This is a genomic window from Pseudomonas sp. SJZ074, from assembly GCF_007828215.1.
GTDB lineage: Bacteria > Pseudomonadota > Gammaproteobacteria > Pseudomonadales > Pseudomonadaceae > Aquipseudomonas.
This window is the reverse complement of sequence record NZ_VIUE01000005.1, coordinates 291,401-308,034: the sequence shown is the minus strand read 5'-3', so window position 1 is coordinate 308,034 and position 16,634 is coordinate 291,401. Positions and strand designations below refer to the sequence as shown.

The following is a 16,634-nucleotide window of genomic DNA, read 5'->3' as shown; positions in this document are numbered from 1 at the left end:
TTAAGGGAGAGGCGCGTTCAGGTCGAGATTAAAAATTCGGGTCGCGGTCAGGGACACTCCAAGTCCAGGAGTGGCCCCTGGCCGTCAACGGTATTGGAGGAAGACGTTGTCTTTGCCGAACTGGTCACGCAAGGCTTGAATCAACGCATCCGCCGGATCGATCCGCCAGCCCTCGCCGAACTGCAGCACGGCCTTGGCGTCGGGGCGCACGTACTCCATGGTGATCGGACAAGCACCGCGATGGCGCTTGAACAACTCGCCCAGCCAGCGTAGCTGGTCGCCCTTGAGGTCCTGGGTCTGCAACTTCAGGCGCAGGCTCTCGGCGAGGTTGGTCCGGGCATCTTCCATGCTCATCACCCGCTTGACCCGCAGCCTGAGGCCACCGGAGAAGTCATCGTTGCTGACCTCGCCTTCCACCACCACCATCGCGTCGGTCTGCAACAGCGACTGCGCCGAGTGGAACGCATCGGCAAACAACGACGCCTCGATGCGCCCGGAACGGTCGTCGAGGGTGATGAAGCCCATCTTGTCGCCCTTTTTGTTTTTCATCACCCGCAGGGCGATGATCATCCCGGCGACGGTTTGCGTATCCCGAGCCGGCTTCAGGTCGATGATGCGCTGGCGGGCGAAGCGGCGGATTTCACCTTCGTATTCATCGATCGGGTGGCCGGTGAGGTACAGCCCCAGGGTGTCTTTCTCGCCTTTGAGGCGCTCCTTGAGGGTCAGCTCCTTGGCCTTGCGATGGTTGCCGTAGACATCAGCGTCTTCTTCGACGAACAGGCCGCCAAACAGGTCGGCGTGGCCGCTGTCATGGGTGCGGGCGGTCTGTTCGGCGGCCTTGATCGCTTCTTCCATGGCCGCCAGCAACACCGCGCGGTTGCGGTCGATGTTGGCCTGGTAGGCCTTGGGTTCGTCATGGAAGTAAGGACCCAGTCGGTCCAGTGCGCCGCTGCGGATCAAGCCATCGAGGGTGCGCTTGTTGATACGCTTGAGGTCGACCCGGGCACAGAAATCGAACAAGTCCTTGAACGGTCCATCCTGGCGTGCCTCGGTGATGGCTTCTACCGGCCCCTCACCCACGCCCTTGATCGCGCCCAGGCCATAAATGATGCGGCCCTCGTCGTTCACCGTGAACTTGAACTCCGAAGCGTTCACGTCCGGTGCGTCGAGGCGCAGCTTCATGGTCCGCACTTCTTCGATCAGGGTCACGACCTTGTCGGTGTTGTGCATATCCGCCGACAGTACGGCGGCCATGAACGGCGCTGGATAATGAGCCTTCAACCACGCGGTCTGGTACGACACCAGGCCATAGGCGGCAGAGTGGGATTTGTTGAAGCCGTAGCCGGCGAATTTTTCCACCAGGTCGAAGATGTTACCGGCCAGGTCCGCATCGATGCCGTTGTTCGCACAGCCCTCGATGAAACCGCCGCGCTGCTTGGCCATCTCCTCGGGTTTTTTCTTACCCATGGCTCGACGCAGCATGTCCGCGCCGCCGAGGGTGTAGCCGGCCATCACCTGGGCAATCTGCATCACCTGTTCCTGATACAGGATGATGCCGTAGGTTGGCGCCAGCACTGGCTTGAGGCCGTCGTACTGATAATCCGGGTGCGGATACGCCAGTTCGGCGCGACCGTGCTTACGGTTGATGAAGTCATCCACCATGCCCGATTGCAGCGGCCCCGGACGGAACAGGGCCACCAGTGCGATCAGGTCTTCCAGGCAGTCGGGCTTGAGCTTCTTGATCAGCTCCTTCATGCCCCGGGATTCAAGCTGGAACACTGCCGTGGTTTCGGCCTTCTGCAACAGGCTGTAGGTCGGCTTGTCGTCCAGCGGGATGAAGGCAATGTCCAGCGGCTCTTCGCCCAGCTTGGCGCGGTCGCGGTTGATGGTTTTCAGCGCCCAGTCGATGATGGTCAGGGTCCGCAGGCCGAGGAAGTCGAACTTCACCAGGCCCGCGGCCTCGACGTCATCCTTGTCGAACTGGGTGACCAGGCCGTCGCCCTCTTCATCGCAATAGATCGGCGAGAAGTCGGTCAGCTTGGTCGGCGCGATGACCACGCCACCGGCGTGCTTGCCGACGTTACGCACCACGCCTTCAAGCTTGCGGGCCATCTCCCAGATTTCCGCGGCCTCTTCGTCGACCTTGATGAAGTCCCGCAGGATCTCTTCCTGCTCGTAGGCTTTTTCCAGGGTCATGCCGACTTCGAACGGAATCATCTTCGACAGACGATCCGCCAGGCCGTAGGACTTGCCCTGCACCCGCGCCACGTCACGCACCACAGCCTTGGCGGCCATGGAACCGAAGGTGATGATCTGGCTCACCGCGTTGCGGCCGTATTTCTCCGCCACGTAGTCAATGACCCGGTCGCGGCCGTCCATGCAGAAGTCGACGTCGAAGTCGGGCATGGATACCCGTTCCGGGTTGAGGAAACGTTCGAACAGCAGGTCATATTCCAACGGGTCGAGGTCGGTGATCTTCTGCACGTAGGCCACCAGCGACCCGGCACCCGATCCACGGCCAGGGCCCACCGGCACGCCGTTGTTCTTGGCCCACTGGATGAAGTCCATCACGATCAGGAAGTAACCGGGAAAACCCATCTGGATGATGATATCCAGTTCGAAATTCAACCGGTCGACATACACCTGGCGCCTGGCTTCGTAATCTGGGGTGGTGTCCTTGGGCAACAGGACGCTCAGGCGCTCTTCGAGGCCGTCGAACGACACCTTGCGGAAATATTCGTCGATGGTCATGCCATCGGGAATCGGGAAGTTAGGCAGGAAGTGCTTGCCCAGCTTCACTTCGATATTGCAACGCTTGGCGATCTCGACGGTGTTTTCCAGCGCCTCGGGCAGGTCGCTGAACAACTCGGCCATTTCCTCGGCGCTCTTGAGGTATTGCTGGTCGCTGTAGTTCTTTGGCCGGCGCGGGTCATCGAGGGCCCGGCCCTCGCCGATGCAGACGCGGGTTTCGTGGGCTTCGAAGTCTTCCTGTTTGATGAAGCGCACATCGTTGGTCGCTACCAGTGGCGCGCCGATCTTGTCGGCCAGCGCCACGGCGGCATGCAGGTGTTCTTCGTCATTGGGGCGATTGGTACGCTGCACCTCGATGTAGAAGCGGTCCGGAAATACCGTCATCCAGTCACGGGCCAGCGTCTCGGCTTCCTCGGTGTTGCCGCTGAGCAGGGCCAGGCCGATTTCACCCTCCTTGGCCGCCGACAGCATGATCAGGCCTTCGCTGGCCTCGACCACCCATTCGCGCTCGATGATGATCGAGCCGTTGCGCTGGCCATCGATGAAGCCGCGGGAGATCAACTCGGTCAGGTTGCGGTAACCCACGGCGTTCATCACCAGCAGGCTGATACGGCTCAACGGTGCGTCCGGATCCTTGCTGGACAACCACAGGTCGGCACCGCAGATCGGTTTGATCCCGCCACCCATGGCGGTCTTGTAGAACTTGACCAGCGAACACATGTTGTTCTGGTCGGTGACCGCCACGGCAGGCATGTTCATGCCCACCAGGGTCTTGACCAGTGGCTTGATCCGCACCAGACCGTCGACCAGGGAATATTCAGTGTGCAGGCGTAGATGAACGAATGAAGCCGGCATAGTGATCCTGCGTTAAGTCATGAAAACAACTAGGCCCGGATTGTACCGGGCCTTGGGCAAAACATCAGCCAAGAGTGTCGGACCTTGAAAATCCGAACACGGCTTTTGTGGTGAGGGGATTTATCCCCGCTGGGGCGCGAAGCGGCCCTGAAACCTGATAACCCGTTATGTCTGACAGACTTCGGGACTGCTTCGCAGTCCAGCGGGGATAAATCCCCTCGCCACAAAAGCAGCGTTCGTCTTAAGAAACAGGGTACTGACTGTTTATGATCATCCCTTCACGGGCTTCATAAGCCAGCCGCACCGGCGCGAACGAGCGCCGATGGATCGGTGTTGGCCCCAGTCGCGCCAAGGCTTCCAGATGCACCGGCGTCGGGTAGCCCTTATGGCCACCAATGCCATAGCCTGGGTAAATCAGTTCAAAGGCGCTCATCTCCCGGTCACGGCTGACCTTGGCCAGGATCGATGCCGCCGCGATAGCCGGCACCTTCGCATCGCCCTGGATCACCGCCTCGGCGCGCATCGACAGTTTCGGGCAACGATTGCCATCGATCATCGCCAGCTTCGGCATGATGTGCAGGCCTTGTACCGCACGCTGCATGGCGAGCATGGTGGCGTGCAGGATATTCAGCTCGTCGATTTCTTCGACCTCGGCCCGGGCGATGCACCAGCTCAGGGCCTTCTCGCAGATTTCGTCGTAGAGCTTCTCGCGACGGGCTTCGGTGAGCTTCTTGGAATCGTTGAGGCCCAGGATCGGCCGCTTCGGGTCGAGAATCACCGCTGCCGTCACCACTGCGCCGCACAATGGACCGCGGCCCACTTCATCGACGCCCGCTACCAGCTCTTCGACTTCGGCGACCAGGTTGAAGTCCAGGCCCATCTGCTGCTTCGAATGCTTCATGGCTTGGCACCGATCAAGGTCAGTACCGCGTCTGCCGCCTGGTTGGAGGCATCGCGACGCAACGTGCGGTGAATTTCATCAAAGCCCCGGGTCTGTTCCTGGCCACCGTCGATCAACGGCGCCAGCGTGTTGGCCAATGCATCGGCGGTTGCATCGTCCTGCAGCAACTCGGGCACCAGCAAACGCTGGGCCAGCAGGTTCGGCAAGGAGATGTAAGGGCTCTTGACCATGCGCTTGAGGATCCAGAACGTCAGCGGTGCCAGACGATAGGCGACCACCATCGGGCGCTTGTACAGTAACGCTTCAAGGGTAGCAGTGCCGGAGGCAATCAACACTGCGTCGCACGCCGCCAACGCCTGGTGGGAGCGACCGTCGAGCAGCGTGACGGGCAAATCGCGGCCGGCCAGCAATGCTTCGAGCTGCTCACGCCGCTGCGCACTGGCACACGGCAACACAAAGCGCACGCCGGGACGCATCGCCCGGAGGCGTTCGGCGGCATCGAAAAACAAGCCGCCCAGGCGACTCACTTCGCCGCCCCGGCTGCCCGGCATCAAGGCCACTAATGGTCCGTCGGGCAAACCCAACGCCTGGCGGGCAGCCTCGCGGTCGGCTTCCAGGGGAATGGTGTCGGCCAGGGTATGCCCGACAAACCGCACCGGCACACCCTTCTCCTCATAGAACCTGGCTTCGAACGGCAGCAGCGTCAGCATCAGGTCGCAGCCTTCGCGAATCTTCAATACGCGCTTCTGCCGCCAGGCCCAGACCGAGGGACTGACGTAGTGCACGGTCTTGATCCCGGCCTGACGCAACTTGAGTTCGATGTTGAGGGTGAAATCCGGCGCATCGATGCCGATGAACACATCCGGTTTTTCGTCAATGAGGGTCGCAATCAGCTTCTTGCGCCGGGCCAGCAGCTCTCGCAGCCGACCGAGCACTTCCACCAACCCCATCACCGACAGGCGCTCCATCGGGAAATAGGAGGTCAGCCCCTCAGCCTGCATCAATGGCCCGCCGACGCCGATGAACTCGACCGCCGGATGCTGCACCTTGAGCGCTCGCATCAGGCCTGCACCCAGGATATCGCCGGAAGCTTCGCCCGCCACCAGCGCAACACGCAAATGGCCCATGGTCAGCGAGTGATGCCGCGGGTCGAAGATTGGATGGAATCGCGGAACACCGCGACTTCCGGGAACTGGGTCGATGCTTCGGCCAACTCGACAAGCGCCTGTTCGATGGTCAATCCCTGGCGATACACAACCTTATAGGCGCGACGCAATGCGGTGATCGCGTCTTCGCTGAAACCACGCCGACGCATGCCTTCGAAGTTCATGCTGCGGGCTTCGGCCGGATTACCGAACACGGTGACATACGCCGGGACGTCCTTGCCGATGGCGGTGCCCATGCCGGAAAAGCTGTGGGCACCGATATGGCAGTACTGGTGGACCAGGGTGAAGCCGGACAGGATCGCCCAGTCATCCACGTGGACATGGCCCGCCAACGCGGTGTTGTTGACCAGGATGCAATGGTTGCCAATGACGCTGTCGTGGCCGATGTGGGCATAGGCCATGATCAGGTTATGGTCGCCCAGGGTCGTTTCCGAACGATCCTGAACGGTGCCACGGTGAATCGTCACACCCTCGCGGATCACATTGTGATCGCCGATGACCAGGCGGGTTTCTTCACCCTTGTATTTGAGATCGGGCGTGTCCTCGCCTACCGTAGAAAACTGGTAGATACGATTATGCCGGCCGATCCGGGTCGGTCCCTTGAGCACCACATGCGGGCCGATCACCGTACCCTCGCCGATTTCCACACCTGCGCCGATAATCGACCAAGGGCCGACCTCGACGTCGTCGGCCAGGACGGCCGTCGGATCGATGATTGCGCGAGGGTCAATCAAACTCATAGCTTGCGTTCCGCGCAAATGATTTCAGCAGAGCAGACAGGCTTGCCGTCGACCGAAGCCTGGCATTCGAACTTCCAGATCTGGCGCTTGCAACTGATGAACGTGGCTTCGAGGATCAACTGATCGCCCGGGGTCACCGGCTGGCGGAAACGCAACTTGTCGGACCCGACGAAGTAGTAGAGCGTGCCGTCCGCGGGCTTCACGTCCATGATCTTGAATCCAAGGATCCCGGCAGCCTGAGCCATGGCCTCGATGATCAGCACGCCGGGCATGATGGGGTGCGCAGGGAAATGACCATTGAAGAATGGTTCGTTGATGCTGACATTCTTGTAGGCGCGAATGCGCTTGCCCTCAACATCCAGCTCCACTACCCGATCCACAAGCAGGAACGGGTAACGGTGAGGCAGGTATTCGCGAATCTCGTTGATGTCCATCATTTCGGGGGGAAGCCTATGTAAAGATTGGGAGGTGCGCGATAGACGCGCGCTCCGCTAGCAAATCAAGGAAGCCTGGCGGCCGTGCACACTTGATATGGAAATGGTATCAGCCATCTGATGAAGCATTACCGTCAGGGGTCACTTCCCCTACAAGCTTTTCCAGCTGTCGCAGGCGTCGCGCGATATCATCGAGCTGACGAATACGGGCCGCGCTCTTGCGCCATTCAGCCGCCGGCTGCATAGCCGTACCGGAAGAATAGGCACCCGGCTCGGTAATCGAGTGGGTCACCATGGTCATTCCGGTCAGGAAAACGTTGTCACAGATCTCGATGTGCCCCACCAGCCCCACGCCACCGGCGAGCATGCAGTGCTTGCCGATCCTGGTGCTGCCGGAGATACCCACGCAGGCCGCCATGGCGGTGTGGTCACCGACCTGGACGTTGTGGGCGATCTGGATCTGGTTGTCCAATTTCACGCCATTGCCGATGACAGTGTCAGCCAGCGCGCCACGGTCGATGGCGGTATTGACGCCGATCTCCACGTCATCGCCGACGGTGACGCCACCAATCTGGGCAATCTTCTGCCAGACGCCCTTCTCGTTGGCGAAACCGAATCCTTCACCGCCCAGCACCGCGCCGGACTGGATCACCACCCGTTTGCCGATGCGCACATCGTGATACAGCGTGACCCGGGGAGCCAGCCAGCCACCTTCGCCGATCTCACTACGGGCACCGACGAAACAATGGGCACCCAGCGTGACCCCGGCACCGATCCGCGCCGCACTCTCGATGACCACGAAAGGACCGATGCTGGCCGTCGGATCGACCACCGCATCCGTCGCAATCACCGCACTGGGATGAATGCCGGCAGCCGCCTTGGGCTTGGGGTCGAACAGATGGGAAATCCGCGCATACGCCAGGTAGGGATCGGGCACGATCAGGGCGTCACCGGCAAAACCTTCGGCATCGGCAGCCTTGAGCAACAAAGCGGCGGCCCGGCTATCAGCCAGGTACTTGCGATATTGAGGATTTGCCAGGAAGCTCAACTGAGCTGGGCCAGCCTCTTGTAAAGTGGCTAGCCCAGTGATTGCCTTCTCCGGGTCGCCACGCAAGGTGGCTCCGAGGAACTCGGCCAACTGACCGAGTTTTATAGTCGCTGTCATGGATTACTTCAGCTGATTCATGCGCTCGATGACCTGGCGCGTGATGTCGTACTGAGGCTTGACGTCGATCACTGCACCACGCTCGAACACCAGGTCAAAACCACCTTTCTTGATGACTTCTTCGACGGCGCTGTCGAGCTTCGGCTTGAGCTGCTTGAGCATTTCACGGTCGGCAACGGCTTTCGCTTCGTTCAGCTCCTTGGACTGGAACTGAAAGTCACGGGCCTTTTGCTTGAACTCAAGCTCCAGGCGCTCACGCTCGCCCTGGGCCATCTTGTCGCCACCGGCGACCAGGCGATCCTGGATGCCTTTGGCACTGCTTTCCAGGCTCTTGAGCTTGGTCAGTTGCGGGCCGAACTTTTTCTCCGCGTCCACGGCGTATTTCTTTGCCGCGTCGGATTCCAGCAAGGCCATCTGATAGTTCAGTACGGCGATCTTCATGTCGGCAAAAGCCGGACCTGCGACCAGTACGGTCGCCAGGAGAACCAATTGAGTCAACTTACGCACGATGTACTCCTACAAAATTCATTGTCGTTATCTTGGGTCAGACGCTTAGAACGTCTGGCCGAGGGAGAATTGGAACACTTGGGTTTCAGCGTCGTCCGGTTTCTTGATCGGCATCGCCAGCGCGAAGCTCAAAGGACCGAGGGCGGTCACCCACGTCACGCCTACACCAACGGAACTGGCCATGTTGCTGAGGCTAATGTCGTTGCACTGAGTATTGGACTTGGTGCCGTTAGCGTTGGTGGTGTCGCTGCACTTGGAGTCGAATACGTTACCCACGTCCCAGAAGACCGAGGTCCGCAACGAACGCTGGTCCTTGACGAACGGCATCGGGAACAGAACCTCAAGACCACCCTGGATGAGTACGTTGCCACCGAAGGGCAGCGGATCCTGGTCCGGGTCGGCGATGGTACCTGGGTTGGTGCCCCGGCTCGGGGTACTGCGCGGCCCCAGCGTGCTGTCCTTGAAGCCACGTACCGAGTTGAAACCACCTGCGTAATAGTTCTCGTAGAACGGCAAGCCATCTGTCGAACCGTAGCCATCACCATAACCCAGCTCGGTATGCAGGCGCATGGTGTAGGTGTCGGTCAACGGCTGGAACAGTTGGCCGCGATAATCGAGCTTGAAGAACGACAGGTCGCTGCCAGGAATGGTGCTTTCCAGGACCAGGCTCTGGGAATGACCACGCGTCGCCAGCACGCCCTTGTTCAGGGTCGATTCGGACCAGCCGGCAGACGCCTTGAAGTTCAGGTAGCTGTCGCCTTCTTTCTTGACGAAGTCGAAGATCTCGTCGACGGTGTATTTACCGGTGTTGATCTTGTCCTGCTGGGCAGTCAGACCGAACGTCAGGCGCGAGGTCTCGCTGATCGGGTAACCGATGTTGGCGCCGACACCGTAGCTGTCCACCGCATAGCTGGAGATATCGGAGTCGAGCTCGTCATAGTCGGTGGTGCGATAGAAGGCGTTGTAGCCCAGGCTCACACCGTCGGCAGTCCAGTAGGGGTCCACGAAACCGAAGTTGTAACGGGTCTGGTATTCGCTGCGGGTCAGGCCGACGCTGACTTTGTTACCGGTACCCAGGAAGTTGTTCTGGGTGATCGAGCCACCGAGAATCAGACCGGCGCTCTGGGCAAAACCGACACTGGCGGTGATCGAGCCGGAAGCCTGCTCTTCGACGCTGTAGTTCACATCGACCTGGTCATCGACGCCCGGCACTGCCGGTGTCTCGACGTTGACTTCCTTGAAGAAGCCGAGGCGCTCCAGACGGGTCTTGGATTGGTCGATCAGGTAGGTTGAAGCCCAGCCACCTTCCATCTGGCGCATTTCACGGCGCAGCACCTCGTCCTCGGACTTGGTGTTGCCCCGGAAGTTGATACGGTTGACATAGGCGCGCTTGCCCGGGTCCACGGCGAAGGTGATGTCGACGGTGTGGTCTTCATCGTGTGGCTGCGGCACGCCGTTGACGTTGGCAAAAGTATAGCCTTCGTTACCCAGGCGACGGGTGATCAGCTCGGACGTGGTGGTCATCAACTTGCGCGAGAACACCTGGCCTTTCTGTACCAGCAGCAACGACTTGACCTGGTCTTCAGGCACCTTCAGGTCACCGCTGAGCTTGACGTCGCGAACCGTGTACTTCTCGCCTTCGTTGACGTTGACGGTGATGTAGACGTGCTTCTTGTCCGGGGTAATGGATACCTGGGTCGAAGCGATGTCCATGTTGATGTAGCCGCGGTCCAGGTAGTAGGAACGCAGGCGCTCCAGGTCACCGGAGAGTTTTTCACGGGCGTACTTGTCATCGTTCTTGAAGAACGACAGCCAGTTGGTGGTCTTGAGTTCGAACAGGTCGATCAGGTCTTCGTCGGGGAAAACCGTGTTGCCCACCACGTTGATGTGCTGGATGGCCGCCACGGTGCCTTCGTTGATGTTGACCTTCAGGCCGACACGGTTGCGCGGCTGCGGCACCACTTCGGTGTCGACGGTGGCCGAGTAGCGACCCTGGGCGACGTACTGGCGCTGCAGCTCGTTACGCACACCTTCGAGGGTCGCGCGCTGGAAGATCTCGCCTTCGGCCAGACCGGATTGCTTGAGGCCTTTCATCAGGTCTTCGGTTGAGATCGCCTTGTTGCCTTCGATCTCGATGCTGGCGACCGACGGCCGTTCGACGACCGTGATGACCAGGACGTTACCGTCACGGCCCAGCTGGATATCCTGAAAGAAACCGGTCTTGAACAGCGCACGAGTGGACTCCACCAGGCGCCGATCATCCGCCTGCTCGCCGACGTTCAACGGCAAGGCACCAAAGACGCTACCCGCGGAAACCCGCTGGAGGCCGTTGACACGAATATCAGAGATAGTGAAGGACTCGGCGTGAACTTCGGCGATCATCAACACGGTAAATACCGCGGTTAGCAGCAGACGTTTCATGAAGTCCTTTCTTATTCCAACTGGCAATAAACAAACTGCCGCAAAATGCGGCAGATTCGCAATTCAGCGAAGCGTTACAGACGACCCAGATCGTTGACCAAGGCAAGCAACATCACCCCGACCACCAAGCTGATACCGATCTGTATCCCCCAACCTTGAACCCGATCCGACAAGGGACGACCACGCGCCCACTCGATCAGATAGAACAGCAGATGCCCCCCATCCAATACCGGGATAGGCAGCAAATTCAGAACCCCCAGGCTAATGCTCAGATAAGCAAGGAAATTCAGGAAATCAGCAACGCCCGACTGGGCAGAAGCGCCCGCCACTTTAGCAATGGTTATCGGTCCACTCAAGTTTTTTACCGAGAGCTCGCCGAACAACATTTTCTTCAGTGAGTCGAGGGTCAGGACACTCATGGTCCAGGTACGACGTGCACCCTCGCCAATCGCCGCAACCGGACCGAAGCTGACCTCGCGGATCATCTCCGGCGGCCAGTCGACAGCCTTGACACCCGCCCCCAGGTAGCCTGCCGGGGTCTTGCTCTCGCCACGGGAGGCCAAGGCCACCGGGACGTCGATTGGAGCACCGTCGCGCTCGACGCGCAGCACAATTTTGGTATCAGGACGTACACGAACCGCGTCGACCACCTGCTGCCAGTCAGTGACCGATTGACCATCAAGGGCCAACAGGCGATCGCCGGTCTTCAGCCCGGCAGCCTGGGCCGGCCCCTTCGGGTCGAGCTCGGCCAATACCGGCGGCAGTGCCGGACGCCAGGGGCGGATGCCCAGGGAACGGATCGGATCCGGCTCATCAGCCCCCTTGAGCCAGTTATCGAGAACCAGTTCCCGCGGAGAATCCGTCGTCGAGCCTTGCTCGCGCACCATCAACTGCAACGAACCACTCTCACCCAGGCGACGCACGAGTTGCAGGTTGACGGCGGCCCAGCCGGAAGTCGGCTCGCCATCGATGGCAACGATTTCCTCACCGGCGCTCAATCCGGCCCGGGCCGCGACGCTGCCGGCCTCGACCGCACCAATGACAGGACGTACTTGCTCGCTCCCCAACATGGCCAGCGCCCAGAAGAACACCATGGCCAGCAGGAAATTGGCGATCGGCCCCGCCGCCACGATGGCGATGCGCTGCCGGACAGTCTTGCGGTTGAAGGATTGATCGAGCTGATCGACGGGCACCTCACCCTCACGCTCGTCGAGCATCTTTACGTAGCCGCCCAGCGGGATGGCGGCCACGACGAATTCGGTGCCCTGCTTGTCATGCCAGCGCAGCAAGGGCATGCCGAAGCCGACGGAAAACCGCAGGACTTTCACGCCGCAGCGACGGGCGACCCAGAAATGACCGAATTCGTGAAAAGTAACCAGCACACCCAATGCCACCAGGGTGCCGACAATCATATAGAGCGCGCTCATCTGTTTTCTCCGCAATCCTGTCCAGGGCAGTCCCGGCTAACGTACCGCAGCCTCAACGTCCATGGCGCCTCAGCCATTGCCCCGCCAACTCGCGGGCCCGGGCGTCCGCGGTGAACACCGCGTCGAGGTCATCGAGGGCAACCACAGCCTCAAGATTCAAGACTTCCTCGATGATACTCGCGATTTCGAGGTAACGGACACGCCCATCAAGAAACGCGGCGACCGCCACTTCATTGGCGGCGTTCAGCATGGCCGGGGCACTGTTGCCCGCCTCGGCCGCCTGCCGCGCCAGGCGCAGGCAAGGGAAGCGTTGCTCATCGGGTGCCTGGAAATCCAGGCGGGCGACGGCAAACAGGTCCAGCGGGGCCACACCCGAATCGATTCGATCCGGCCAGGCCAGCGCGTTGGCGATGGGCGTGCGCATGTCCGGGTTGCCCAATTGGGCCAGCACCGAACCGTCTACATAATCCACCAGCGAGTGGATCACACTCTGCGGATGAATCACCACCTCGACCTGGGACGGCCTTGCATCGAAAAGCCAGCAAGCCTCGATCAGCTCAAGGCCCTTATTCATCATGCTGGCTGAATCCACGGAAATCTTGCGGCCCATGGACCAGTTCGGATGGGCACAGGCCTGCTCGGGTGAAACATGTTCCAATTCTATCAGCGGCGTCTGCCGGAACGGACCGCCGGAAGCGGTCAGCAAGATCCGCCGGACACCCACGGCGCCCAGGCCACGGGAGAAATCCCGTGGCATGCATTGAAAAATCGCATTGTGTTCACTGTCGATCGGCAGCAGTACCGAACCACTTTTACCCACTGCCTGCATGAACAACGCGCCGGACATGACCAGCGCTTCCTTGTTGGCCAACAGGATCTTCTTGCCGGCCTTCACCGCAGCCAGCGTCGGGCGCAGCCCCGCAGCACCGACGATCGCCGCCATCACTGCATCGACTTCAGGATCGGAGGCCACTTCGCACAGGCCCTCCTCACCTACCAGCACGCGGGTCTGCAAGCCGGCTGCACGCAAGTCATCCTGCAGCGCCCGTGCCACGCCGACCTCGGGCACCACGGCAAACCGTGGGGTGTGACGAATGCATAACGCCAGCAACTCGCTCAGGCGCGTGAAGCCGCTGAGGGCGAACACCTGGTAGCGCTCCGGGTGCCGGCCGATGACGTCCAGCGTACTCAGGCCGATCGAACCGGTAGCACCCAGGACAGTGATCTGCTGGGGGCGACTCACGACGCCGCCATCCACAGCAGCACAGCGAAGATCGGGACCGCTGCGGTCAGACTGTCGATACGATCCAGCACACCGCCGTGGCCAGGCAGCAGATTGCTACTATCCTTTATCCCGGACTGGCGCTTGAACATGCTTTCGGTCAGGTCCCCGACTACCGAAACGAAGACAATCAGGGCGGCGCCAAACAGACCGATCAGCAACTGGCCGGCCGTCCATTCCCGCATGACGCCAACGATCGTCGTAATCACCAGGCTCAAGGCCAGGCCACCGTAGACCCCTTCCCAACTCTTCCCGGGACTGACTTTGGGCGCGAGCTTGCGCTTGCCGAATGCCTTACCGGAGAAGTAGGCGCCGACGTCAGCCCCCCAGACCAGCACCATCACCGCCATGATCTGCCAGTTGCCCAGCGCACCTTGCTTGATCCAGATGAGCCCCTGCCAGGCCGGCAGCAGGATCAACAGGCCGATCATCAGTTTGGTCGCGGCGTTGGCCCAATGATGGGTCGTTTGCGGGTAGGTCAACACCAGGAAGGTTGCCGCTGTCCACCAAAGCACCGAAGCACCCAGCACCCAGGGCGCAATACCGGGCACCACGTACATGACAAAGAGCATCGCCGCCACGACGGCAGCGTAGGTCACACGGGCCGACTGCGCGGCAAAGCCGGCCAGCCGCGCCCACTCCCACGCCCCCAGTGTCACGACCAGCCCGATGAACAGGGCGAAGCCGGCACCATCAAGCAGGAAGAAGCCACACAGGGCGATGGGTAACAGGATCAGTGCAGTGATGATTCGTTGTTTGAGCATTAAACCCGGGCTCCAGCTTCGATCTGCTCGCTCGTTTTACCGAAACGACGCTGACGGGAAGCGAAATCAGCCAGCGCAACGCGCATGGCTTCGTGTTTGAAGTCCGGCCAGAACAGGTCGGAGAAGTACAGCTCGGCGTAAGCCAGCTGCCAAAGGAGGAAATTACTGATGCGATGTTCGCCACCGGTGCGGATGCACAGGTCCGGCAAGGGCAAGTCGCCCGTGGCCAGACAGGTCTGCAGCAGTTCAGGCGTGATGTCTTCCGGCCGCAAGTGCCCGGCCTGGACTTCCCGCGCCAGCCGCTGGGCTGCCTGGGCAATGTCCCACTGACCGCCGTAGTTGGCGGCGATCTGCAGGACAAACCGATCGGCGCCGGCCGTCGCGGCCTCGGCGTCGCGCATCGCAGCCTGCAACTCTGGATGGAAGCGCGCGCGATCACCGATGATGCGCAGGCTGATGCTGTTCTCGTTGAGGCGCTTGGCCTCACGACGCAAGGCTTTGAGGAACAACTCCATCAAGGCACTGACCTCGTCGGCCGGGCGCTGCCAGTTTTCGCTGGAAAACGCGAACAGGGTCAGCACCTCGACGCCAGCCTCGGCGCACACCTCGATGACCGCGCGAACCGCATCGACCCCCGCCTTGTGCCCGGCGACACCGGGCATGAAGCGTTTCTTGGCCCAGCGGTTGTTGCCGTCCATGATGATCGCTACGTGGCGCGGCACCGCGAACGACGCGGCCTGCTTGGTCTTATCCATGAAAACGAGACCCTTATACGGCCATCAGATCCGCTTCTTTCTGCTTGGTGGCCGCATCGATATCAGCCTCTGCCTTGTCGGTCAGTTTCTGGATATCGGCCGCCGCGCGACGTTCTTCGTCTTCGCTGATCTCCTTGTCCTTGGCCAACTTCTTCAGTTCGCCCAGGGCATCGCGTCGAATATTGCGCACGGCGACGCGCGCATCTTCGGCAGCGCTGCGCGCCTGCTTGGTGAAGCCCTTGCGGGTTTCCTCGGTCAGGGCAGGCATGGAGATGAGCAGCAACTCGCCCAGGTTGGTCGGGTTGAGATTCAAGCCGGCGCTCTGGATCGCCTTGTCGACCGCCGCGAGCATGTTGCGCTCAAAGGCCACGACCTGCAGGGTCCGCGAATCCTTTACGGTAATATTAGCGACGCTGGTGATAGGGGTGTCGGCGCCATAATAAGGGACCATCACGCTGCCCAGGATGTCCGGGTGAGCCTTGCCGGTACGAATCTGGCCAAATGCGTGACTCAGGGACTCCAGGGATTTCTGCATACGCGCTTGGGCGTCTTTCTTGATTTCATTGATCATTGTTGAACTTCCTCGATCAGGGTTCCTTCGGCGCCACCGTGCACGATATTCAGCAGGGCACCGGGCTTGTTCATGTTGAAGACACGCAACGGCATCTTGTGGTCGCGGCACAGACAGATAGCCGTCAGGTCCATGACACCCAGCTTGCGATCCAGCACTTCATCGTAGGTCAGATGATCGAACTTCTCGGCATGCGGGTCCTTGAACGGGTCGGCGGTGTAGACACCATCGACCTTGGTTGCCTTGAGCACGACATCGGCATCGATTTCGATCGCTCGCAGGCAAGCCGCCGAATCCGTGGTGAAGAACGGATTACCGGTACCAGCGGCAAAAATCACCACTTCCTTGGAGTTGAGGTGGCGCATGGCTTTGCGGCGATCGTAGTGATCGGTCACGCCAACCATGGAAATGGCCGACATCACGATGGCCGAGATATTGGCACGCTCCAAGGCGTCGCGCATAGCCAGGGCGTTCATCACAGTGGCCAGCATGCCCATATGGTCGCCCGTGACCCGATCCATGCCGGCCGCGCTCAGCGCTGCACCACGGAACAGGTTGCCGCCGCCGATAACCAGGCCGACCTGAACGCCGATCCCGACCAGTTGACCTACTTCGAGGGCCATGCGGTCCAGCACTTTCGGATCGATCCCGAACTCTTCCGAGCCCATCAGGGCCTCGCCGCTAAGCTTGAGTAGAATGCGTTTATAGCGAGCCTGATAACCACTGCCCTGCTGAGCCATTGCGAATCTCTCCTGCGGCGTATTTACGAAAATTCTGGGCAGACTATTTTGCAGCCTGCACTCACTCTAGCGTGACGCTGACACAGCGCCATCGGAACACGGCTTTGTAAGTCAGTTCCGACAGGAAACCAATAAAAATCGGCATCCTCATCCGA

At 60.5% G+C, this 16,634-nt stretch carries 14 protein-coding genes; all 14 read right to left on the bottom strand.

Annotated elements, in window-relative coordinates; all coding sequences use genetic code 11:
• Positions 1-84: 84 nt before the first annotated feature.
• A complete protein-coding gene (gene dnaE / locus FBX99_RS09430) occupies positions 85-3,606 on the bottom strand; it encodes a DNA polymerase III subunit alpha (protein WP_144923436.1) in 3,522 nt (1,173 codons plus the stop codon).
• 241 nt (positions 3,607-3,847) lie between these two features.
• Complete coding sequence (gene rnhB / locus FBX99_RS09420) at positions 3,848-4,507, bottom strand: ribonuclease HII (RefSeq protein ID WP_144923434.1); 660 nt, start codon at positions 4,505-4,507, stop codon at positions 3,848-3,850.
• Positions 4,504-5,634, bottom strand: a complete 1,131-nt coding sequence (lpxB, locus tag FBX99_RS09415; RefSeq protein ID WP_144923431.1) for a lipid-A-disaccharide synthase — start codon at positions 5,632-5,634, stop codon at positions 4,504-4,506. The genes rnhB and lpxB overlap by 4 nt, the downstream gene beginning before the upstream one ends.
• A 2-nt stretch (positions 5,635-5,636) precedes the next feature.
• A complete protein-coding gene (lpxA, locus tag FBX99_RS09410) occupies positions 5,637-6,413 on the bottom strand; it encodes an acyl-ACP--UDP-N-acetylglucosamine O-acyltransferase (protein WP_144923428.1) in 777 nt (258 codons plus the stop codon).
• Positions 6,410-6,850, bottom strand: coding sequence for a 3-hydroxyacyl-ACP dehydratase FabZ (gene fabZ / locus FBX99_RS09405; protein ID WP_139647365.1), 441 nt, complete (start codon positions 6,848-6,850; stop codon positions 6,410-6,412). Before fabZ ends, lpxA begins: the two co-directional genes overlap by 4 nt.
• A gap of 106 nt (positions 6,851-6,956) precedes the next feature.
• Complete coding sequence (lpxD, locus tag FBX99_RS09400) at positions 6,957-8,012, bottom strand: UDP-3-O-(3-hydroxymyristoyl)glucosamine N-acyltransferase (RefSeq protein ID WP_145131312.1); 1,056 nt, start codon at positions 8,010-8,012, stop codon at positions 6,957-6,959.
• Between the two features lie 3 nt (positions 8,013-8,015).
• Positions 8,016-8,519, bottom strand: coding sequence for an OmpH family outer membrane protein (locus tag FBX99_RS09395; protein WP_024779019.1), 504 nt, complete (start codon positions 8,517-8,519; stop codon positions 8,016-8,018).
• A gap of 45 nt (positions 8,520-8,564) precedes the next feature.
• The gene (bamA, locus tag FBX99_RS09390) at positions 8,565-10,940 is read right to left on the bottom strand and encodes an outer membrane protein assembly factor BamA (RefSeq protein WP_145131311.1); all 2,376 of its coding nucleotides are present in this window, start codon (positions 10,938-10,940) and stop codon (positions 8,565-8,567) included.
• Positions 10,941-11,014: 74 nt separating this feature from the next.
• A complete protein-coding gene (gene rseP / locus FBX99_RS09385; RefSeq protein WP_145131308.1) occupies positions 11,015-12,367 on the bottom strand; it encodes a sigma E protease regulator RseP in 1,353 nt (450 codons plus the stop codon).
• Between the two features lie 52 nt (positions 12,368-12,419).
• Positions 12,420-13,610 (bottom strand): 1-deoxy-D-xylulose-5-phosphate reductoisomerase, encoded by a 1,191-nt coding sequence (ispC, locus tag FBX99_RS09380; protein WP_145131306.1) that lies wholly within the window; start codon positions 13,608-13,610, stop codon positions 12,420-12,422.
• Positions 13,607-14,413, bottom strand: a complete 807-nt coding sequence (locus FBX99_RS09375) for a phosphatidate cytidylyltransferase (protein WP_144923413.1) — start codon at positions 14,411-14,413, stop codon at positions 13,607-13,609. The genes ispC and FBX99_RS09375 overlap by 4 nt, the downstream gene beginning before the upstream one ends.
• Positions 14,413-15,168, bottom strand: coding sequence for a polyprenyl diphosphate synthase (gene uppS / locus FBX99_RS09370; protein WP_144923410.1), 756 nt, complete (start codon positions 15,166-15,168; stop codon positions 14,413-14,415). The genes FBX99_RS09375 and uppS overlap by 1 nt, the downstream gene beginning before the upstream one ends.
• Before the next feature lie 13 nt (positions 15,169-15,181).
• On the bottom strand, positions 15,182-15,739 hold the full coding sequence (gene frr, locus FBX99_RS09365) for a ribosome recycling factor (RefSeq protein ID WP_144923407.1): 558 nt from the start codon (positions 15,737-15,739) through the stop codon (positions 15,182-15,184).
• Positions 15,736-16,479 carry a UMP kinase gene (pyrH, locus tag FBX99_RS09360; protein ID WP_003198235.1) on the bottom strand — a complete coding sequence of 248 codons (744 nt, stop codon included), beginning with the start codon at positions 16,477-16,479 and terminating at the stop codon, positions 15,736-15,738. Before pyrH ends, frr begins: the two co-directional genes overlap by 4 nt.
• Positions 16,480-16,634 lie beyond the last annotated feature (155 nt).